Genomic DNA, 19948 nt, shown 5'->3' with positions numbered 1-19948 from the left:
CCATGGCAATCATCGACATCAAGGTGCCCGACATCGGCGACTTCGCCGAAGTGGCCATCATCGAAGTGCTGGTCAAACCCGGCGACACCATCAAGGCCGAGCAAAGCCTGATCACCGTGGAGTCTGACAAGGCCTCCATGGAGATCCCCTCCAGCCACGCTGGCGTGGTGAAAGAGCTGAAAGTGAAGCTTGGCGACAAAATCGCCGAAGGCTCGGTGGTGCTGACGCTGGAAGTGCAGGGTGCAGGCGCAGCCGCTCCAGCGCCTGCAGCTGCCCCTGCGCCCGCGGTTTCTGAGCAAAAACAGGCTCCAGCGCCCGCCCTACAAGCGCAAGCAGCTATCAATACAGTAGCGTCCAGCTTTGCTGGTACGGCGGATCTGGACTGCGACGTGCTCGTGCTGGGCGGCGGCCCCGGCGGTTATTCGGCGGCGTTCCGCGCGGCCGACCTGGGCCTCAAGGTCATCATCGTCGAGCGCTACGCAGCCCTGGGCGGCGTGTGCCTGAACGTGGGCTGCATCCCGTCCAAGGCGCTGCTGCACGTGGCCGCCGTCATGGACGAGGTCAGCCATCTGTCCGCTGCAGGCATTGACTTTGGCGCGCCCAAAGTCAACGTCGATACGCTGCGCGGCCACAAGGAAAAGGTCATCGGCAAGCTCACCGGCGGCCTGGCCGCCATGGCCAAGATGCGCAAGGTGACCACCGTGCGTGGCTACGGTGCCTTCGTTGGCGCCAACCACCTTGAAGTGGAAGAGACCACCGGCACTGGCCAGGAGAAGACGGGCACCAAGAAGGTCATCGCCTTCAAGAAAGCCATCATCGCCGCCGGCAGCCAGGCCGTGCGCCTGCCGTTCATGCCCAACGACCCGCGCGTGGTCGATTCCACCGGCGCCCTGGCGCTCAGCGGTGTGCCTAAGCGCATGCTCATCCTGGGCGGCGGCATCATCGGCCTGGAAATGGGCACGGTGTACAGCACCCTGGGCGCACGCCTGGATGTGGTGGAAATGATGGACGGCCTGATGCAGGGCGCCGACCGCGACCTGGTCAAGATCTGGCAGAAGATGAACGCCAAGCGCTTCGACAACATCATGTTGAAGACGAAAACCGTGGGTGCCGAGGCCACACCTGAAGGCATCAAGGTCACATTCGCGCCAGCGGAAGAGGGCGGCACCACCCCCGAACCCCAGGTGTACGACCTGGTGCTGCAGGCCGTGGGCCGCACGCCCAACGGCAAAAAGATCGCTGCTGAAAAGGCTGGCGTGGCCGTGACGGACCGTGGCTTCATCAACGTCGATATCCAGATGCGCACCAACGTGCCGCACATCTTCGCCATCGGCGACATCGTGGGCCAGCCCATGCTGGCGCACAAGGCGGTGCATGAGGCACACGTGGCGGCAGAAGTCATCGCGGGTGAACTGCAGGGCAACAAGGAACTGGCAGCCGCCGCCTTCAACGCCCGCGTTATTCCCAGTGTGGCCTACACCGACCCCGAAGTGGCATGGGTCGGCCTCACCGAAGACCAGGCCAAGGCCCAAGGCATCAAGGTCAAGAAGGGCCTGTTCCCCTGGACGGCCTCGGGCCGCGCCATTGCCAACGGCCGCGACGAAGGCGTGACCAAACTGCTGTTCGACGACTCGCCCGAGGCCCATGGCCACGGCAAGATCCTGGGCGGCGGCATCGTGGGCACCCACGCTGGCGACATGATCGGCGAGATTGCCCTGGCCATCGAAATGGGCGCCGACGCCGTGGACATCGGCAAGACCATCCACCCGCACCCCACGCTGGGCGAAAGCATTGGCATGGCGGCGGAGATTGCGCACGGCAGCTGCACCGACGTGCCGCCGCAAAAGAAGTGAGCCAATGAGGCTCTGAAAATGCTACTGATTCAGTAGCTAGCCGCGCAAGCTCTGCAAGGGCTGCGCGGCTTTTTCTTTTATGGTTTGCTACCGTGGCTCGTGGGACCTGCCGTGGCATACTTTTGGGCTATTTCGGCGCGCGCAATGACCCCCATAAAAATCACCCTTTACCGACCTACTGGAACCCGCTGCCGCCTGACCCCCGAGAACACGCCCATGCGCCACCAAGAATCCCAACACACCGAATGGAAAGAAACGTGGCGCGACGACTATTTGCGCTGGGTGTGCGGCTTTGCCAATGCGCAAGGCGGGCGTTTGTTGCTGGGGGTGAATGACCAGGGCCGGGTGGTGGGCCTGCCCGATGCGGCCAAGCTGCTGGAGGACTTGCCCAACAAGGTGCGCGACCTGCTGGGCATGGTGGTGGATGTGAACCTGCACAAAGAAGGTGGAGAAGGCGACTTGCCATATCTGGAGCTGGTGGTGCAGGCCTACCCCAACCCCATCAGCTACCGGGGCCACTACTACATGCGCAGTGGCAGCACGCTGCAAGAACTCAAAGGCGCGGCGCTAGACCGGTTTTTGTTGGGCCGCCAAGGCCGCACCTGGGACGGCGTGCCCTTGCCCCAGTTCAGTCTGGCCGATGTGTCCCCTGATGGCCACCCAAATTCCCCCGTCTATGGCCACCTCAAACTCCCCCACCTGAACTGATCGGGGATAGGGGTTAAACGCCGGCGCCGTCGGCACCTGTTGGCAGGACATTGATCCGGTCTTCCTCGAGGGAAGGCCAAGGAGTGAATGTCTTGAAGTCCAACCAACGCGCCACCATAGAGACACTGCTGGAGCGCAATACATCGCAACGCGAGATCGCCCGCATCACGGGCATCGACCGCAAGACGGTCAGGAGCTATCACCAACGCTGGCTGGAGCAACTGCAGTCAAATTCCCCCGGGGTGGCCACCGGCTCGGCCCAGCAAATTCCCCCACCCTGGCCACCGGCTGCTGTGCCGGTGGCCACCTCCCTGTGCGAACCCTGGCGCGAGTTCATCGAAGCCCAGTTGCGTCTGAAGCGCAACGCCATGGCCATCTTCCAGGACCTGGTCGACCAGCACGGATTTACTGGTCAGTACAACTCGGTCAAACGCTTCTGTGCAAAGCTGCGCCACAAGGAGCCCGAGCAGTTCGACCGCCTGTCCTTTCTGCCTGGGGAGGAGATGCAGGTGGACTACGGCGAGGGCGCGCCCACCCGCGTGCCGGGCAGCGAGCGGTACCGCAAGCCCCGCCTGTTCGTGGCCACGCTGCGCTACTCGCGCGCCAGTTTCCGGTGCGTGGTCTGGAAGTCCAGCCAGCAGATCTGGGCCGAGCTGCACGAGCGGGCCCTGCGGTACTTCGGGGGCTGCCCCCAGTACGTGGTGCTGGACAATCTGAAGGAAGGCGTCCTCAAGCCCGACCTGTACGAGCCCGATCTCAACCCGGTGTACGCCGCCGCCCTGGCGCACTACGGCGTGGTGGCCGACCCGGCGCGGGTGCGAGACCCCAACCGCAAGGGCACGGTGGAGCATGCCATCGGCCATACCCAGGCCACGGCCTTGAAGGGCCGGCGCTTTGAGTCCATCGAGGCCCAGAACGAGTTCCTGGCGCACTGGGAGAAGAGCTGGGCATCCAAGCGCATCCACGGCACCGAGCGACGCCAGGTGCAGGCCATGTTCGAGGAAGAGCGCAGCCACCTCAAACCCCTGCCAGTGCTGGGAATGCAGTATTTCGACGAGGCGGTGCGCACCGTCTGCGACGACAGCTGTGTGCGGGTGGATCACAGCAGCTACGCCGCTCGCCCGGCGAACATCGGCTCCAAGGTGTTGGTGCGCATCTACGCCCAGCGCATCGAGATTCGTGACATGCACACCCGTGCCTTGCTGCGCACCCACGCCAAGGCCGAGCGTCCCGGCACGGTGATTCTGCCCATGGAGGAGCGGGTGTTCAATCCGTCTCGCGAGACCCGCCTGATCCTGCGTCAGGCCGGCGAGATTGGTGAGCACGCCAGCCGGCTGTGTGAGCTGCTCTTTGCCATCGAGGGTCGTGTCGGGCAGCGCAAGCTCTGGGGCATTGTGGGACTCATGCGCCGTTACCCGGCGCACTGCATCAATGCCGCCTGCGCCCAGGCCCTGGAGCAAGGGGTCTACAGCTACAAGCGCGTGCTGGCGCTGACCGAAGCCCTCTTTGCCCAGGCGATGGCGGCCATCGAGGCTACCTGCGGCGAAGCACCCGCCGCCGGTGCCCACGCGCTGACGCAGCAGCATGAGCTCATCCGAGACGCTGAGGAGTACAGCGATCTCTTCGCGCTCGCCGCCGCCACGGCAAACACCACCACCACCACCACCACCACCACCAACAACACCACCAACGCACCGGGAGTTCAGCCATGAACATGATCGAGATCGAACGCGCGCTGCGCGAGCTGCGCCTGTCCGGCATCGCCGAGACCCTGTCCACCCGCGTGATGCAGGCCCAGGCCGCCCAGCAGCCTTTCCTGGAGACCTTCGCCGCCATGCTGCAAGACGAGCTGGACCGCCGGCGCTCTCGCCTGACCGAGCGCCGCTTCAAGCGCTCGGGTCTGGATGAGCGCCCCTCGCTGGCTGACTTCGACTGGCGTTTCAACCCGAAGCTGCCGCGCAGCGCCTGCTTCGAGTTGCACACCCTGAAGTTCATCGGCGAGGGGGCCAACGCGCTGATCATCGGCAAGCCGGGCACCGGCAAGAGCCATGTGGCCAAGGCCGTGGCCTACCAGGCCACGCTGCAGGGCTATGACGTGCGTTACCTGGAAGCCGACACCGAGTTCGCCCGTTACGCGCTGGCCACTACGGCAGAGCGCACCGAGCTGCTCAAGGACTGGGTCGCGCCGGACCTGCTCGTCCTCGATGACCTGTTCCTGGCCAGACGCATCAGCGAGCATGCCGCTGAAGTCCTACAGGCCATCGTGCACCAGCGCTACAAGCTGCGCCGCGCTGTTCTCATCACGTCCAACCGCGTGGTGCAGGACTGGGGCAAATACCTCGGCGACGCCACCATGGCCAGCACCATCCTGGATCGCCTCATGCACCGCTGCGCGATGCTGGAGTTCGAGGGCAAGAGCTACCGCCTCAAGGAGGCCGCTGCACGCATCGCCATCACACCCGAGTCGTCATAATCCGACCGTCCTGCCTGGGGGAATTTGGGGTGGCCAAGGGTGGGGGAATTTGACCTGGCCATCGGGGTGTCGCACCCGGCCATGGCGCGGTTTCGCCAGCTGGCCCAGCGCAGTGGGCGGCTGGATGCCGAGACGCTGGCCGAGAGCGATGCTAATTTGCTGGACAAGCTGCGCCTGAAAGACGGCGCTTATTTCAAAAGGGCCACCGCCTTGCTGTTTGCGGCAGACCCGCAGCGCTTTGTGACTGGGGCGTTTGTGAAGGTAGGGTATTTCCAGACCGAGACCGAGCTGCTGTACCACGACGAGGTAGAGGGCGACTTGTTCCACCAGGCCCAGACCACGCTGGATTTGCTGCTGACCAAGTACCTGAAAGCGGTGATTTCATACGAGGGCATTGTGCGTGTGGAGACCTTCCCCGTGCCGCGTGCAGCGCTGCGCGAGGCGGTGCTGAACGCACTGGTGCACCGCGACTATGCGGTGACCGCACCGGTGCAAATTCGGGTGTACGAAGACCGCTTGCGCCTATGGAACCCGGCGGTGCTGCCCGAGGGCTGGACGATGGACACGCTGCTGGGCGCGCATTCGTCCAGCCCCTACAACCCGGCGCTGGCGAATGCTTTTTTCAGGGCGGGCGAGATTGAGGCCTGGGGCCGTGGGGTGGAGCGGATTTTTGCGGCCTGCGAAGCAGCGGGGTCGCCCAAACCGGTGCTGCGCTATGAGCCCAACGATATGTGGCTGGAGTTTGCGTTTGACCCGGCGTATTTGAAGGTGCTGCGGGCTGGGCAAAAGCAGGCCGAACAAGTCGAAGTCCTGGTTGCCCCCGAAGTCACCGAACAAGTCACCGAACAAGTCACCGAACAAGTCGAGCGCCTGATGAATGTGCTGGGCGATCAAACACTGAGCTTGCAAGCGCTGATGCAGGCATTGGGCTTGGTGCACCGACCCAACTTTATGGCGCTGTATGTGCGGCCCGCGTTGGGTGCTGGGCTTGTGCAAATGACCGTGCCAGAGAAGCCGAACAGTCGGCTCCAAAAATACCAATTGACTGCCCTAGGGAGGCAGTGGCTTAACAAGGACAGGCCATGAGCAAGCTGAGCCAGCAACAAATCAAACTCGACGAGCGCATGTGTTTCGCCTGCTGACTGATGGCACCAGCGTGAGTGAAAACCGCGCGACGGGCGAAAAAAGCTCCACGGTGCGGTTCATCGATTTTGACAAGGTGAGCAACAACCGTTTCATTGCGGTGTGCCAGTTCAAGGTGCGTATTTTGGGCACAGAGCACCACATCGTTCCCGACGTAGTGCTGTTTGTGAACGGTATCCCGGTGGTGGTGGTAGAGGCCAAATCACCGAAGGTGAAAGACGCTTTGTCGGTGATTGACTACGTCATCGTGCATGAGTTGGCGCATCTGTTGGAGTCGAATCACACGCCAGACTTCTGGAACATTGTGCGAGCCAAGGTGCCCGGAGTTCAATTTGATAGTTTTATTGAGTCGCGATTGGCCTGAGTGCGCGTCTCAGCAAACAAGGTGAAAAGCACCTCCAAAAACTCGTGGAAAATAGCGGGCTTGCTGCCGCCCCTTGGGGTGCTGCACCCGCCCCGGTTTTCCACCTTTTTGCTCCCCTGAGCCTGTCCATGCAAGACGTTCAAAACTCCAAGATCTCTGTCGAGAAGATCGGCGGCACTTCCATGACCGCCTTTGGCGATGTGCTGCGCCACATCATGCTGCACGATCCCCAACGCATTTACGGCCGGATCTATGTGGTGTCCGCCTACTCTGGGGTGACCAACCAGCTGCTGGAGCACAAGAAGACGGGCGAGCGCGGCATCTACGCCCTGTTTGCTGAAGGCAAGGGCTACCAGGACGCCTTGACCCAACTGGCCGCCAGCCTGAAAAAGCTGAACGCGGGTTACGCCGACCTGGGTTTGCCGCTCAATGTGGCCGATGCCTTCATCGACCAGCGTATCGGCCAGGCGCGCGAATACCTGAACGCCATGCAGCATGTGCTGGCCAGCGGTTACCTCAGCCGCAAGGATGTGCTGCTGGCGGCGCGCGAAGTGCTGGCCTCCATTGGCGAGTCGCACAGCGCGTTCAATTCGGTCGAGATCCTCAAGGCCAATGGCGTCAATGCCATCCTGATGGACCTGGCCGGTTTCAACGACAGCGAAGCATGGACGATTGACGAGCGCATTGCCCACAGTTTCAAGGACCTGGACCTGAGCGACAAGGTCGTGGTGGCCACTGGCTACACCAAGGGCACCGAAGGCATCATGCGCGAGTTTGACCGGGGCTATTCCGAGGTGACTTTCAGCAAGATCGCCGTGGAAGTGCGCCCCGCCGAGGCCGTGATCCACAAGGAATTCCACCTGTCGTCCGCCGACCCCAACCTGGTGGGCCTGGAAAACGCCATCGTGGTGGGCGCCACCAACTACGACGTGGCCGACCAGCTGGCCGACGTGGGCATGGAAGCCATCCACCCGAAGGCCTCCAAGCCGATGGAACTGGCCGGCATTCCCATCCGCCTGAAGAACACCTTTGAGCCCAACCACCCCGGCACACTCATCACGAAGGACTTTGTGGGCGAGCGCGCCCGTGTGGAAATCGTCACCGGCACCGACAAGGTCACGCTGATCGAGATTCACGACCCCAGCATGGTGGGCACCGTGGGCTTTGATGCGGGCCTGATGAACGTGTTCTGCAAGCACGACGTGAGCTACATCCTGAAGGCGACCAACGCCAACTCCATCGCCCATCTGGTGTGGGACAACCAGGTCACGTCCGAGCTGGTGGCGGAGCTGCAAGACGCCTACCAGGTCGTGACGATCAAGCCCAGCGCAATTGTTTGCACCATTGGCTCCAACATCGGCATCCCCGGCGTGCTGGCCAAGGCAGCGCAGGCGCTGGCCGATGTCCATGTCAATGTGAACTGCGTGTCGCAAACCCTGCGCCAGGTGAACATGCAGTTCGTGATCGAGCGCGAAGACTACAAGACCGCCATCAAGGCGCTGAACATGGCGCTGTGCGTCAACTCGGGGACGCCGGTTCCGCGTGTCTGACGCGAGCGTGGCAGGGCAGCGCTTTGCGGCTTCCTGCGCCCGAACCAGAGCCCGCCGTGAGCGGGCTTTTTTTGTGGTGCGCCCAGCATGGGTGCACATCCGCGCTGCGCTGTACCGCCAGCGATCATTCCCTCGTGCTATTGAATCAATAGCTGCTCGGCCATGATTGACTAGCGCATTCTGTTGTTTTCACTCTGATTTTCTTGTCGGAAGCCTTTTTGCATGCAAGCCCTCCTTGACGCCATAGCCGCCATGCCTTTGCCCACCGATGCAAGGCGCATTTTTCATGGCCGTGGCGGGCGCTTTCCTGGCTGCGAGCAGTGGACGCTCGATGCCTACCCGCCCGTTTTCGTGCTCACCAGTTTTTTGCCTGCAGGCGACGAGACAGAGGCGCAACTGGCCGCCATCGGCGCCGCACTGGCCCAGCGGTGGGAGGCCTTGGCGCCAGGGCAGCCACTGAACTGGGTGTTCCAGTGCCGCAACGAGGCGCTGCGCACCCAGGGCCGCACCGAAACGCGCTTGATGGCCGGCAGCGTGCCCGACCCGCATGTCGTGACAGAGCACGGCGCCCAGTTCAAGGTGCATGTGCTGCGCGGCCAGAACCACGGCCTGTTCCTGGACATGGCGGCGGGCCGCCGCTGGGTGCATGACTACGCTGCCGCGCGCCGCGCCGACCGTTATGGCCTGAAGGTGCTGAACCTGTTTGCCTACACCTGCGCGTTTTCGGTGGTGGCGCTGCAGGCGGGGGCCAAACAGGTGGTCAATGTGGACATGAGCCACGGCGCCATCGGCATCGGGCAGCAGAACCACCAGCTCAACGGCATTGCCACGGGTGCCGCCTTTTTGCCGCACGACATCTTCAGCAGCTGGGGCAAGATCAACCGCAGCGGCCCCTACGGCCTGGTCATTGTGGACCCGCCCAGCTACCAAAAGGGCAGCTTTGTCGCCACCAAGGACTACGCCCGCCTGATGCGCCGCCTGCCCGACCTGCTGGCGCCCGGCGGCCACGCACTGCTGTGCCTCAATGCGCCCGAGCTGGGCCTGGCCTTTTTGCAAGACCAGATGCGCGAGCTGGCGCCCGAACTGCGCTTTGTGGAGCGCGTGGCCAACCCGCCCGTGTTTGCCGATGTGGACGAGGGCAGGGCGCTGAAGGTGCTGGTGTACCAGGCGCCTGAGCTGCCCGGCCAGGGCGGGTGAAGGGCGCGGGTGAAGGAAGCACTGCCCGGTGGCAGGGTGCGCCATTTCGCGAGTTGCTTTTAATTTAATAGCTGTAAGCGCTTATCTGGCGGGCGCTGCAGGCCAAAATCGCCCTCAAACCTCGGGGGCGTGCAATGGCCTTGGCCGCCGTTTGCCCGTGCCGCCCCAGCGCAGCGCGTCTTCGCCCGGAATGCCCAACGGGTTGTTGGCCGGTTCGGTGAGCGGCGCCAGCAGCGCGTGCAGGTCGGCCGCGCTGAATTTCACCGCGCCCTCGGCATCATGGCCCAGCACGCCCTGGGCCAGCGCGGCCTTGCGGGCCTGCAGCTCCAGCATGCGCTCTTCGATGCTGCCTTCCACCACCAGCTTGTAGACAAACACTGGTTGGTCTTGCCCGATGCGGTGGGCGCGGGCGGTGGCCTGTTCTTCCACGGCGGGGTTCCACCAGGGGTCGAGGTGAATCACGGTGTCGGCGGCGGTGAGGTTCAGGCCCAGACCGCCGGCCTTGAGGCTGGCGAGCAGGATGGGGGCGCTGGTTTCGTCCTGTGCCTGAAAACTCTTGACCACTGCACCGCGCTGGCGGGGCGGCGTCTGGCCGGTGAGCGTGAGGTAGGGCAGGGCCAGGGTGTCGAGCAACTCGGCCGCCAGCGCCAGCATTTCGGTGAACTGCGAAAACACCAGCACGCGGCGGCCTTCATCGACCAGGGCGGGCAGCAGGTCGGCCAGCAGTTCCAGCTTGGCGCGCTCCATGGCGTGGGCCGTCTTCGTGGTTCCTTTCACCAATCGGGGGTCGCAGCAGACTTGGCGCAGCTTGAGCAGGGCGTCCAGGATGGCAATTTGCGAGCCTTCGAAGCCTTGCCGCTCCAGCGCGCGGCGCACCTGCTTGTCGGCGGTGGTGCGCACGGCCTCGTACAACTCGCGCTGTTTGCCCTGCAACTGCACGCGCAAGATGGTTTCGGTGCGCGGCGGCAGTTCGGTGGCCACGTCCTGTTTGCGGCGGCGCAGGATGAAGGGGCGCACGCGCTGCGCCAGCAGCTGGGCGCGCAGGGTTTCGCCGTTTTCTTCGATGGGCTTGCGCCAGCGGGCGTTGAAGCTGCGCACATCGCCCAGAAAACCGGGCATCAAAAAGTCGAACTGCGCCCACAGCTCACCCAGGTGGTTTTCGAGCGGCGTGCCGGTCAGGCACAGCAGGTGCGGCGCCTGCAGCTTGCGCAGTGCGCGGGCGCTGCGGCTGCCGGCGTTTTTCACCATCTGGGCTTCGTCCAGGATCAGCAGGTGAAACGGCTGGGCCGCCAGCGCGTCCACATCGCGCCAGAGCAGCGGGTAGGTGGTCAGCACCAGGTCGTGGTCGGCCACCTGCAGGTAGCGTTTGCCACGGTCTGCGCCATGCAGCGCGAGCACGCGCAGTCCGGGAGCCATGCGCGCGGCCTCGGCCTGCCAGTTGAAGAGCAGCGAGGTGGGCAGCACCACCAGGGCAGGGCGCTTCAGGCGCCCGGCCTCCTTCTCGGCCAGGACATGGGCCAGGGCCTGCGCGGTTTTGCCCAGCCCCATGTCGTCGGCCAGGATGCCGCCCAGACCCTGGGCGCGCAGGTATTGCAGCCAGGCCAGGCCTTCAAGCTGGTACGGGCGCAGTTGCACCTGCAGGCCCTGCGGTGCAGCCACCGGCTGCGGGGTGCCGATGGTGCGCAGGCGCTGGGCGAGCTGCGCCAGGCCCGCGTCGCCCTGCAATTGCCAGTCGTTGTTCCAGCCGTTGACCGTGCCCACGCGGTGGGCCTGCACCAGCCCGGCACGCAGCGCCTCGATGCGACGGGCTTCCCAGGCGCCCAGGTGCAGCGGGTCGCCGTCTTTGCGCTGATTCCGTGTCGGGTCGGTCAGCAGATCCACCATGGCGCCCACGATGGCCTTGAGCGGGCCGGCGGGTGCTTCGATGCGTTTGCCGCCCGGGGCGCGCAGAGAAATGATGGCGATGTCGTCAATGGCGGCCATTTGCTGGGCGTTGAGCCAGCGGGCGTCGCGGCGCAGCAGGTCGGCCAGCATGGGGGCCAGGTCCAGCGTCTGGCCGTCGATCTCGATCCCCAGGCTCAGCAGCCAGGCGCCTTCGCGCTCGGGCAGCATGAGCTTTTGCACGGGGCGTTCGCGTGCGGCCAAGGGTCCATCTACTTCCTTGCCCAGCAGCTCACCGGTGTCGGGGGCGATCAGCAGCTTCCAGCGCTGTACGGGCACGCTTTCGTGCGCAAAGCCGGGGTGCACCACCACGCTCCAGCCCTCGGCGCGCAGCTGCGGGATCTGCTCGGCCCAGAAGTCGCCAAAGTGCGCCTCCTGCGCCAGCGTCCACACGGGGCCCAGCGTGGCGGCGGCAGCGCGGTGGCGCCATTGCAGCTTGGTGGCGTCCACGGGGATCAGGCCCAGGTCCCACATGCGGTCCATGGCGTCGGATTCAGCCGCCAGATTGCGCTGCATGCGCACCACGGGACCGCCGGTGTCGAACAGGTCTTGCACCGGGGCCGGGCGCGCGTTGAGGATGGAGGCGGGGGCGGGCGTCTGCCAGGTGGCACCACTGTCGGTGCGGTAGGTCCAGTCGATCCGCACCAGCGTCACGCTGTCGCCGCGCGGGCCCAGCTTACCTTGCGGTTGCAGGCCCAGCAGGCCATCGCCACGGCCCAGGGTCATGAGGGTGATGCGGGGGCAGAACCTCCCGTGCGCCAGCGCGGGCGTGGCGGTGGGCTCTGGCGCAAGGGCAGGCAGCGCCGCTTGCGGCGTTTCCTCGCGCAGCAAGGCCATGACGCGGGCGGCTTCCGCGCCCGACAGCGGTGTGAGCGTTTTCAGGGTGGCGGCATCGGCATGGCTGCGCAGTGCCTGAAGCCACATCGCCACGGCCTTTTCGCGCGCCGCAGGATAGGGGCCGGGGGAGAAAGGGGCGTTGTTGCCAGCGGTAGCCATGGGCTGCAATTTTGCCTTGCGGCCGGGTGCCGGATATTGCCAGTTGGCGGTGCGGGTAAAACGCCGGGCGCCAACCTGGAATGCGCCGTGTATATAGAGAAAACCGCGTTCCGCGCTTATGCCATCAGCGGGGATAGCTATTTTTTTAGGAGCGTTCTGGCGGGGCCGGCAAACGCAACCGGGCCTGTTGCACAACTTGCACGCAGTCGCGCAGATGCTGTTCACCCAGATAGCGCAAGGTGGCATAGCCGACCGTTGCCGCCACCACCTGGCCTGCCAGTGGCACGTATTTGGCCAGCTGCCTGGTGGTCAGGCGCAGGCCCACCGTGCGGGTGGCGCGCAGCACGAGTTCCTTGGTGATGAACTTGCCGATCAGCACCGAGCCGACGAGCGCGACCGCTTTTTGCACCTGCTCGCGCTTTTGGGGGTCGAGCTGGTCGAGTTGCTCGGGGGTAAGGCCAAACTGGGCATTGATTTGCGGCAGCAGGCGCGAGAGCAGGGCGGCATCGACCGCCCAGTCCAACCCTGGCACGGGCACCGCGCTGGCCGCCGCCGCCACCAAGGCGCGCCGGTGCAGCAGGCGGCGGCTGCGCTGCACGGCCGCAGCCAGCTCCGGGTGATCAGCGGCCATTTGCCGGGCGGATGGCATGGGTGCGGCGCCTTGCCTGCAGTGCTGTGAGGGTGTCGGCGATCAGGTCTTGCTTTTGACCAGGCTGTAAATTGCCAGCAAGATCACGGCGCCGACCACCGAGGCGATCCATCCTGCCGGTGCGCCTTGGGTGTACCAGCCCATGGCAGCCCCCACGTAGCTCGCCAAAAACGAGCCCGCCACGCCGAGCAAAGCCGTCATGATCCAGCCCATCTTGTCGTCGCCCGGTTTGATTGCCCGTGCAATGAAGCCAACGATGAGTCCGACGATGAGGGTTCCGAGGATTGAGAGCATGGGTACACCTGGTAAGAACAAAGATGGGTGCCACTGTATGGCAAATTCACCAGACGCGTGTGTCAGACAAGGCCTTGTGCATTCGGACGGGAAGATTTTTTTAAGGATGGCTGCCGCGGCATGGCGCGGACGGCAAGAGAAATGCATATCGGCCTTGTCCGACATGCCAGCGCGCTGCGCGCCTGCGCATTGCGTGGGAGCGGGACTATGGGTGCAACCCTGCCGCGCGCCTAAAGTTTCAGCTACTGATGGACTCTTAAGGAAATCGCATGAAGAACTTTTCGGCTTCTGGCCTGTTGGCCGCCGTGGCGTGGGTGGTGGCAGGTGTATTTTCGGCGCCCGCTTTTGCCCAGGGCGGCGAAGAAGCATCGCTGACGCGTGGTGCTATTCCGGACACCACCGCCCAGCAACGCTACCAGTCAGCCATCCGCGAGGCGGGAGGCGGGCTGAAAATTAGCCTGGAGGAGTGCCGGGCCATGCCCCAGGGCAAGGAACGCAAGGGTTGTGAGGCGGATGCCCGGTCTCGCTACCAGCAGGACATGGCCAATGCACGCGCCATGCGCACCAACCCCCATCTAGGCCCCGTGAATATCACGGGTGGTCCGATACGAAGCACTGAAACAGTGACGACGGTCACACCATGACCGGTTTGGGCGGCGCTGCACGAGACGGCGGCGCTGCTGGCGCCAGTTCAGGGCTGGGTCTTGGCTTCCACCGTCACACGGCGGGCACCGTCAAAGCGGTGCTGCCAGTACGACAGGCGCATGTCTTCCACCCGCACCTCACTGCCTGTGCGCGGTGAATGGATGAATTTGCCGTCGCCCACGTAGATACCGACATGGCTGAAGGCGCGGCGCATGGTGTTGAAGAACACCAGATCGCCGGGTTGCAGCTCTTTCTTGTCAATGACCTCTGTGCTGGCGGCTTGCTGGTCGGCCTTGCGGGGCAGGACCATGCCCACGGTTTTTTCGTACACAGCGCGCACGAAGCCGCTGCAATCAAACCCGGTGGTGGCACTGGTGCCGCCCCGGCGGTAGGGCACGCCGATGAAACCCATGGCGTTGCCGATCAGATCCGCGGTACGGTCTGCGACCACATGGGCTTTGTCTGCGACGGAATGGCGCACTTCATCGAGCTGGGTAATCAACCTTCTTTCGGCCAGAAAACGCTCGATGTCCTCGGGGGATGCCGCTGAAGGGGCAGCTTGGGCGGCAGAGGCGCAGGTGATGAGTAAGGCAATGAACCAACGGGACATGGGTGCGAAGGGTAACACGCAATTCTTACAGGCCTGGAATCCGGGGTTCTGCGCAAGTCGTTGATTTGAATTGTTTTCCTGTTTTGGCAGCGGCGTTTCCGGTGTAGTCTGCTGCCCATGCACATTGAGACCAGCGAACCGCAGGACATTCCCGCTGTACCCGTTTCGAGCCAGATCCCCTCGCAATTGGCGCTGCGCCGTGTAGCCATCGACACCTGGCGAGAAAACGTCGCCTACCTGCACCGAGATTGCGCGGTGTACCGGGCCGAGGGCTTTCAGGCGCTTTCCAAGATCGAGGTGCGCGCCAACGGGCGCCACATCCTGGCCACCGTGAATGTGGTGGACGACGCCGCCATCGTCGGGTGCAACGAACTGGGTCTGTCGGAAGACGCCTTTGCCCAGCTGGATGTGGAAAACGGCCACACCGTCTCGGTAACGCAGGCAGAGCCACCCGAATCCATGGGTGCGCTGTTTCGCAAAATTGCCGGCGAGCGCCTGACACGGGCGGACTACGCCGCTATCGTGCGCGACATTGCCGGCCACCACTATTCCAAGATCGAGCTGACGGCCTTTGTCGTGGCCTGCAACCGCGACGAGCTTGACCGCGAAGAAGTGTTCTTCCTGACCGACGCCATGGTGGCCAGCGGTCGACGGCTCGATTGGCACGAGCCGCTGGTGGTCGATAAACACTGCATCGGCGGCATTCCCGGCAACCGCACGACCATGCTGGTGGTGCCCATCGTGGCGGCGCACGGCATGCTGTGCCCCAAGACATCGTCGCGCGCCATCACCTCGCCGGCAGGCACGGCCGACACCATGGAGGTGCTGGCCAATGTGGAGCTGCCCTTCGAGCAGCTGGCCGACATCGTGCGCGACTACCGCGGCTGCCTCGCCTGGGGCGGCACGGCCAATCTGTCGCCCGCCGACGATGTGCTGATTTCGGTGGAGCGCCCGCTGTCGATCGACTCGCCCGGGCAGATGGTGGCCTCCATCCTGTCAAAAAAGGTGGCTGCCGGCGCCACCCATCTGGTGCTCGACATCCCCATCGGCCCCACGGCCAAGGTGCGTTCCATGCCCGAGGCCCAGCGCCTGCGCCGGTTGTTTGAATATGTGGCGCGGCGCATGGGCCTGTCGCTGGACGTGGTCATTACCGATGGCCGCCAGCCCGTGGGCAACGGCATTGGCCCGGTGCTGGAGGCGCGTGACGTGATGCGCGTGCTGCAAAACGACCCCGACGCGCCCAACGACCTGCGCCAAAAGGCCTTGCGACTGGCGGGTCGCCTGATCGAATGCGACCCCGACGTGCGCGGCGGTGACGGCTATGCCATTGCGCGTGACATTCTTGACTCGGGCCGGGCGCTCCGGCGCATGGAGGACATCATCAACGCGCAAGGCAGCAAGGGGTTCGATCACCTGCACCCGCAACTGGGACCGCTGACCTTCGAGGTCTGCGCACCCACCAGCGGCACGGTGGTGGGCATCGACAACTTCCAGATCGCCCGGGTGGCGCGGCTGGCCGGCGCGCCCAAGGTGCAGGGCGCGGGCGTGGACCTCATGCACAAGCTGGGCGCCACGGTGGCGCAGGGCGATGTGCTGTACCGCGTGCATGCCGGCTACCCCGCCGACCTCGAATTTGCCCGGCAGGCCAGTGCGCGCGATATTGGCTACCGCCTGGGTGCTGCCGACGCCGTGCCCCAGGTGTTTGTGGAGTTTTGACCATGCAGCTCGCTCCCCCGCAGGCCTGCCTGCTGCATTTTGCGGACGAGACCGATGCCGCCCGGCGCCTCGGGCAGGCCGCGCAGTTGCCCGTGAAGACGATCGACCGCCACCGTTTCCCCGATGGCGAGCTCAAGCTGCGGCTGCCGGTGGATGGGGCAGGGCGCCTGCCACCCCATGTGGTGCTGCTGCGCAGCCTGCACGATCCCAACGAAAAGCTGGTGGAGTTGCTGCTGGCGGCCCGCACCGCCCGCACCCTGGGTGCACGGCACATCACGCTGGTGGCGCCCTATATGGCTTACATGCGGCAGGACATGGCCTTCACGCCGGGCGAAGTGGTCAGCCAGCAGGTGGTCGGCGGGTTTCTGGCCGGGTTGGTCGATGCCGTCATCACGGTGGACCCGCACCTGCACCGCGTGGCGTCGCTGAAAGAGGCGATTGCCGTGCCGCAGGCCGTCGTGCTCAGCGGCGCCGAGCCGCTGGCCGACCTGATCGCGCAGCGGCGCCCGGGTGCCTTGCTAGTGGGGCCCGATGGCGAGTCGGCCCAGTGGATTGCCCAGGCGGCCGCACGCCATGGTTTTGACCGTGCCGTGTGCACTAAGGTGCGCCACGGCGACCGCGATGTGACCATCGAGTTGCCGCCGATCAACGCCCAGGGGCGCACCGTGGTGCTGCTCGACGACATGGCCAGCACCGGCCGCACGCTGGCCCAGGCGGCCCGGCTGCTGCGGGCGGCGGGCGCGGCGTCGGTGGACGTGGCCGTCACCCATGCGCTGTTTGCCGGCGATGCCTTGCAGGCCCTGCACGATGCCGGGGTGGGCGAGGTGTGGAGCACCGATTGCATTCCCCACGCCAGCAACGCCGTGCCCATGGCGGAACCCCTGGCGGGTGCGCTTCGTTCGCTGTTGCCTGCATGACTTGGGCTGCGACAATCAGTGCCTTCCGCGTGCCACTGACCGCTTTCGAAAGACACCATGCTGCTCGACGCCTCTGAATCCCAACTCGTTCTGGTGGACTACCAGGAACGCCTGATGCCCGCCATCTTTGAGGGCCCTGCCGTGCTGGCCAATGCGCTGCGTCTGGCCAAAATGGCCCAGCTCATGGACGTGCCCGTGTGGGGCACCGAGCAAAATCCCTCGCGCCTGGGGGGCAACGATGCCGCGCTGCGCGCCCTGTGCCACAACACCCTGGCCAAGATGCATTTCAGCGCCGCCGAAGAAGGCCTGGGTGAATGGCTGCGCCCGCCCGCCAAACCCCAGCAGGGCGGCAATGCCCGCAGCCTGCCCAAGCACCTGCAAAAGCCCGCCCAGCAGGCCCCCGAGCGCGGCACCATCGTGATTGCCGGCTGCGAAGCCCATGTATGCCTGCTGCAGACCGCGCTCGACTTGATTGAAGACGAGTTCGAGGTGTGGGTGGTGACCGACGCCTGCAGCTCGCGCACCGAACGCAACCGCGATGCCGCCTTCGACCGCCTGGCCGGAGCGGGGGCCGAACTGGTGACCACCGAGATGGTGGCGTTTGAATGGCTGCGCACCTGCGAAAACCCGGTGTTCAAGGACGTTCTGGCGCTGGTGAAATAGCGCCGCTGGTTTTTTGGTGATTTTGGGTCTTTTTGGCCTCTAGCGCTTATTTATAAAGCGTTGGTAGCTATTGAATAAATAGCATAGCGAATACTTCGGTGCGTCAGCTTGCCGCAAGCCCGTTATGAATAATTATGAATTCAAAACCTGCATCCCCTGCAGGACAAGAGATGCCGAGGAGACGCTCCATGCCCAATTACGCCGACTTTTATCGCCAGTCCATCGACCAACGCGACGCCTTCTGGGCCGAGCAGGCCCAGCTGATTGACTGGAAAACGCCACCCCAGCAGATCTGCGACTACAGCAATCCGCCGTTTGCGAAGTGGTTTGTCGGCGGCACCACCAACCTGTGCCACAACGCGATCGACCGCCACCTGAAAGACCGCGCCAGCCAGCCGGCGCTGGTCGCTATCTCCACCGAAACCGACACCGAGCGCAGCTACAGCTTTGCCGAGCTGCACGCCGAAGTGCAGCGCATGGCCGCCGTGCTGCAAAGCCTGGGGGTGAAGAAGGGCGACAGCGTGCTCATCTACATGCCCATGATCGCCGAGGCCGCCTTTGCCATGCTGGCCTGTGTGCGCATTGGCGCGCTGCATTCGGTGGTGTTTGGCGGCTTTGCCTCGGGCTCGCTGGCCTCGCGCATCGAGGATGCCGAGCCCGTGGCCATCGTCAGCGCCGATGCTGGCTCGCGTGGCGGCAAAAGCGTGCCCTACAAGCCGCTGCTGGATGAAGCAATTGTGCTGTCCAAACACAAGCCGGCCGCCGTGCTCATGGTGGACCGGGGCCTGGCGCCCATGGCCATGCGCGCCGGCCGCGACCACGACTGGTCCGCGCTGCGCGCCCGGCACCTGAACGCCACCGTGCCCTGCGAATGGGTCGAATCCACGCACCCCAGCTACACGCTCTACACCAGCGGCACCACCGGCAAACCCAAGGGCGTGCAGCGCGACACGGGGGGCTACACCGTGGCGCTGGCCGCCAGCATGAAGCACATCTTCGATGCCAAGGCGGGCGATGAGGTTTTCACCGCCGGGCCGCCCCAAGGTGAAAACGCGGCCCCCCCGGGGGGCAGCGACCCGCGCGAGCGGCGGAGCGTGGGGGTCTTTTTTGCCACCAGCGACATCGGCTGGGTGGTGGGGCACAGCTACATCATCTATGGCCCGCTGATCGCCGGCATGACCACCATCATGTACGAAGGCCTGCCCACGCGGCCCGACGCGGGCGTGTGGTGGAGCATTGTCGAGAAATACCAGGTCACGCACATGTTCTCGGCGCCCACGGCGGTGCGGGTGCTCAAAAAGCAGGACGCCAGCTGGCTCAAGAAGTACAACGTTTCCACCCTCAAGGCGCTGTGGCTGGCCGGCGAGCCGCTCGATGAACCCACCGCGCAGTGGATCAGCGACGCCCTGCAGGTGCCCATCATCGACAACTACTGGCAGACCGAGACCGGCTGGCCCATCCTCACGCTGGCCAACGGCGTGGAGCAGCAGACCACGCGCTTTGGCAGCCCTGGCAAGGCCATGTATGGCTACCACGTCAAGCTGATCGATGAGAGCAACGGCGAAGAACTGACGGTACCCAACCAAAAGGGCGTGGTGGCCATCGAAGGGCCGCTGCCCCCCGGCTGCATGCAAACCGTGTGGCGCGACGACGACCGCTTTGTCAACACCTACTGGAAGAGCATTCCCGGCCGCCTGATCTACAGCACGTTTGACTGGGGCATTCGCGATGCCGACGGCTACCACTTCATCCTGGGCCGCACCGACGACGTGATCAACGTGGCCGGCCACCGCCTGGGCACCCGCGAGATCGAGGAGTCCATCTCGTCGCACCCCAACATCGCCGAGGTGGCCGTGGTGGGCGTGGCCGACAGCTTGAAGGGCCAGGTGGCCATGGCCTTTGCCGTGCCGCGCGATGCCTCGGGCCTGACCGACGACGCCGCGCGCCTGAAGCTCGAAGGCGAGGTGATGAAGCAGGTGGACAGCCAGCTCGGCGCCGTGGCCCGGCCCTCGCGCGTGTACTTTGTGACCGTGCTGCCCAAGACACGCAGCGGCAAGCTGCTGCGCCGCGCCCTGCAGGCCGTGGCCGAGCGCCGCGATCCGGGCGATCTGACCACCATGGACGACCCGGCCGCGCTGCAGCAGGTCAAAGACCTGGTCGGCCCCTGACCGCCGGGCTCGACGCGGCACAAGCCGTGTCAAAAACAATAGCTGCTCGCGCTTTATGGAT

Annotated in this window: 17 protein-coding genes; 13 read left to right on the top strand and 4 right to left on the bottom strand. The window is 64.8% G+C overall.

The genetic code is table 11. The annotated features are described in order from the left end of the window. Positions 1-2 precede the first annotated feature (2 nt). The 8 genes from lpdA to CCX87_RS09830 all read left to right on the top strand — a co-directional run bounded on the left by lpdA (position 3) and on the right by CCX87_RS09830 (position 9288). Complete coding sequence (gene lpdA, locus CCX87_RS09865; protein ID WP_087745914.1) at positions 3-1853, top strand: dihydrolipoyl dehydrogenase; 1851 nt, start codon at positions 3-5, stop codon at positions 1851-1853. 216 nt (positions 1854-2069) lie between these two features. Next, positions 2070-2561 (top strand): AlbA family DNA-binding domain-containing protein, encoded by a 492-nt coding sequence (locus CCX87_RS09860; protein WP_087745912.1) that lies wholly within the window; start codon positions 2070-2072, stop codon positions 2559-2561. An 83-nt stretch (positions 2562-2644) separates the two neighbouring features. After that, positions 2645-4273, top strand: a complete 1629-nt coding sequence (istA, locus tag CCX87_RS09855; RefSeq protein WP_087745911.1) for an IS21 family transposase — start codon at positions 2645-2647, stop codon at positions 4271-4273. Beyond that, the gene (gene istB / locus CCX87_RS09850) at positions 4270-5034 is read left to right on the top strand and encodes an IS21-like element helper ATPase IstB (protein WP_056269326.1); all 765 of its coding nucleotides are present in this window, start codon (positions 4270-4272) and stop codon (positions 5032-5034) included. Before istA ends, istB begins: the two co-directional genes overlap by 4 nt. Positions 5035-5073: 39 nt before the next feature. Next, positions 5074-6120: a Fic family protein gene (locus CCX87_RS09845; protein WP_198314696.1), complete on the top strand. Its 1047-nt coding sequence runs from the start codon at positions 5074-5076 to the stop codon at positions 6118-6120. Between the two features lie 40 nt (positions 6121-6160). Continuing rightward, positions 6161-6541 carry a M48 metallopeptidase family protein gene (locus CCX87_RS21560; protein ID WP_143218392.1) on the top strand — a complete coding sequence of 127 codons (381 nt, stop codon included), beginning with the start codon at positions 6161-6163 and terminating at the stop codon, positions 6539-6541. Positions 6542-6669: 128 nt separating this feature from the next. Then, a complete protein-coding gene (locus CCX87_RS09835; protein ID WP_087745909.1) occupies positions 6670-8091 on the top strand; it encodes an aspartate kinase in 1422 nt (473 codons plus the stop codon). Between the two features lie 222 nt (positions 8092-8313). Next, a complete protein-coding gene (locus CCX87_RS09830; protein WP_087745907.1) occupies positions 8314-9288 on the top strand; it encodes a class I SAM-dependent methyltransferase in 975 nt (324 codons plus the stop codon). A gap of 114 nt (positions 9289-9402) precedes the next feature. Here the strand turns inward: CCX87_RS09830 and CCX87_RS09825 are convergent, their stop codons facing one another. The 3 genes from CCX87_RS09825 to CCX87_RS09815 form a co-directional block, all read right to left on the bottom strand. Further along, a complete protein-coding gene (locus CCX87_RS09825; RefSeq protein WP_232476570.1) occupies positions 9403-12153 on the bottom strand; it encodes a DEAD/DEAH box helicase in 2751 nt (916 codons plus the stop codon). Between the two features lie 217 nt (positions 12154-12370). After that, positions 12371-12874 (bottom strand): hypothetical protein, encoded by a 504-nt coding sequence (locus CCX87_RS09820; protein ID WP_087745905.1) that lies wholly within the window; start codon positions 12872-12874, stop codon positions 12371-12373. 42 nt (positions 12875-12916) lie between these two features. Beyond that, positions 12917-13168 (bottom strand): GlsB/YeaQ/YmgE family stress response membrane protein, encoded by a 252-nt coding sequence (locus CCX87_RS09815; protein WP_087745903.1) that lies wholly within the window; start codon positions 13166-13168, stop codon positions 12917-12919. A 269-nt stretch (positions 13169-13437) separates the two neighbouring features. On the opposite strand from CCX87_RS09815, the gene CCX87_RS09810 reads away from it, so the two are divergent. Then, a complete protein-coding gene (locus CCX87_RS09810) occupies positions 13438-13812 on the top strand; it encodes a hypothetical protein (protein ID WP_087745901.1) in 375 nt (124 codons plus the stop codon). Positions 13813-13859: 47 nt separating this feature from the next. Here the strand turns inward: CCX87_RS09810 and CCX87_RS09805 are convergent, their stop codons facing one another. Further along, entirely contained in the window at positions 13860-14423 is a 564-nt protein-coding gene (locus CCX87_RS09805; protein WP_087745899.1) for a C40 family peptidase, read from the bottom strand. 117 nt (positions 14424-14540) lie between these two features. Here CCX87_RS09805 and CCX87_RS09800 point away from each other — a divergent pair, with 117 nt between their 5' ends. From CCX87_RS09800 to CCX87_RS09785, 4 genes are all read left to right on the top strand, one after another. Then, a complete protein-coding gene (locus CCX87_RS09800) occupies positions 14541-16139 on the top strand; it encodes a thymidine phosphorylase family protein (protein WP_232476375.1) in 1599 nt (532 codons plus the stop codon). A gap of 2 nt (positions 16140-16141) precedes the next feature. Next, a complete protein-coding gene (locus CCX87_RS09795) occupies positions 16142-17056 on the top strand; it encodes a ribose-phosphate diphosphokinase (protein WP_087745897.1) in 915 nt (304 codons plus the stop codon). Between the two features lie 57 nt (positions 17057-17113). Further along, positions 17114-17719 (top strand): isochorismatase family protein, encoded by a 606-nt coding sequence (locus CCX87_RS09790; RefSeq protein ID WP_087745895.1) that lies wholly within the window; start codon positions 17114-17116, stop codon positions 17717-17719. 188 nt (positions 17720-17907) lie between these two features. Continuing rightward, the gene (locus tag CCX87_RS09785) at positions 17908-19887 is read left to right on the top strand and encodes a propionate--CoA ligase (protein ID WP_087745893.1); all 1980 of its coding nucleotides are present in this window, start codon (positions 17908-17910) and stop codon (positions 19885-19887) included. Positions 19888-19948: the final 61 nt, after the last annotated feature.

This window comes from Acidovorax sp. T1 (assembly GCF_002176815.1).
Taxonomy (GTDB): domain Bacteria; phylum Pseudomonadota; class Gammaproteobacteria; order Burkholderiales; family Burkholderiaceae_C; genus Acidovorax.
This window is presented reverse-complemented; position numbering and strand designations above follow the sequence as displayed.

What these genes read in the sequence shown, in the direction of transcription:
- CCX87_RS09835 (WP_087745909.1), top strand. Translation starts at nt 6,670, where the DNA reads ATGCAAGACGTTCAAAACTCCAAGATCTCTGTCGAGAAGATCGGCGGC.
- CCX87_RS09800 (WP_232476375.1), top strand. Translation starts at nt 14,541, where the DNA reads ATGCACATTGAGACCAGCGAACCGCAGGACATTCCCGCTGTACCCGTT.
- CCX87_RS09785 (WP_087745893.1), top strand. Translation starts at nt 17,908, where the DNA reads ATGCCCAATTACGCCGACTTTTATCGCCAGTCCATCGACCAACGCGAC.
- CCX87_RS09830 (WP_087745907.1), top strand. Translation starts at nt 8,314, where the DNA reads ATGCAAGCCCTCCTTGACGCCATAGCCGCCATGCCTTTGCCCACCGAT.
- istB (WP_056269326.1), top strand. Translation starts at nt 4,270, where the DNA reads ATGAACATGATCGAGATCGAACGCGCGCTGCGCGAGCTGCGCCTGTCC.
- CCX87_RS09820 (WP_087745905.1), bottom strand. Translation starts at nt 12,874, where the DNA reads ATGCCATCCGCCCGGCAAATGGCCGCTGATCACCCGGAGCTGGCTGCG.
- CCX87_RS09795 (WP_087745897.1), top strand. Translation starts at nt 16,142, where the DNA reads ATGCAGCTCGCTCCCCCGCAGGCCTGCCTGCTGCATTTTGCGGACGAG.
- CCX87_RS09825 (WP_232476570.1), bottom strand. Translation starts at nt 12,153, where the DNA reads ATGTGGCTTCAGGCACTGCGCAGCCATGCCGATGCCGCCACCCTGAAA.
- CCX87_RS09810 (WP_087745901.1), top strand. Translation starts at nt 13,438, where the DNA reads ATGAAGAACTTTTCGGCTTCTGGCCTGTTGGCCGCCGTGGCGTGGGTG.
- lpdA (WP_087745914.1), top strand. Translation starts at nt 3, where the DNA reads ATGGCAATCATCGACATCAAGGTGCCCGACATCGGCGACTTCGCCGAA.
- CCX87_RS09790 (WP_087745895.1), top strand. Translation starts at nt 17,114, where the DNA reads ATGCTGCTCGACGCCTCTGAATCCCAACTCGTTCTGGTGGACTACCAG.
- CCX87_RS09805 (WP_087745899.1), bottom strand. Translation starts at nt 14,423, where the DNA reads ATGTCCCGTTGGTTCATTGCCTTACTCATCACCTGCGCCTCTGCCGCC.
- CCX87_RS09815 (WP_087745903.1), bottom strand. Translation starts at nt 13,168, where the DNA reads ATGCTCTCAATCCTCGGAACCCTCATCGTCGGACTCATCGTTGGCTTC.
- CCX87_RS09860 (WP_087745912.1), top strand. Translation starts at nt 2,070, where the DNA reads ATGCGCCACCAAGAATCCCAACACACCGAATGGAAAGAAACGTGGCGC.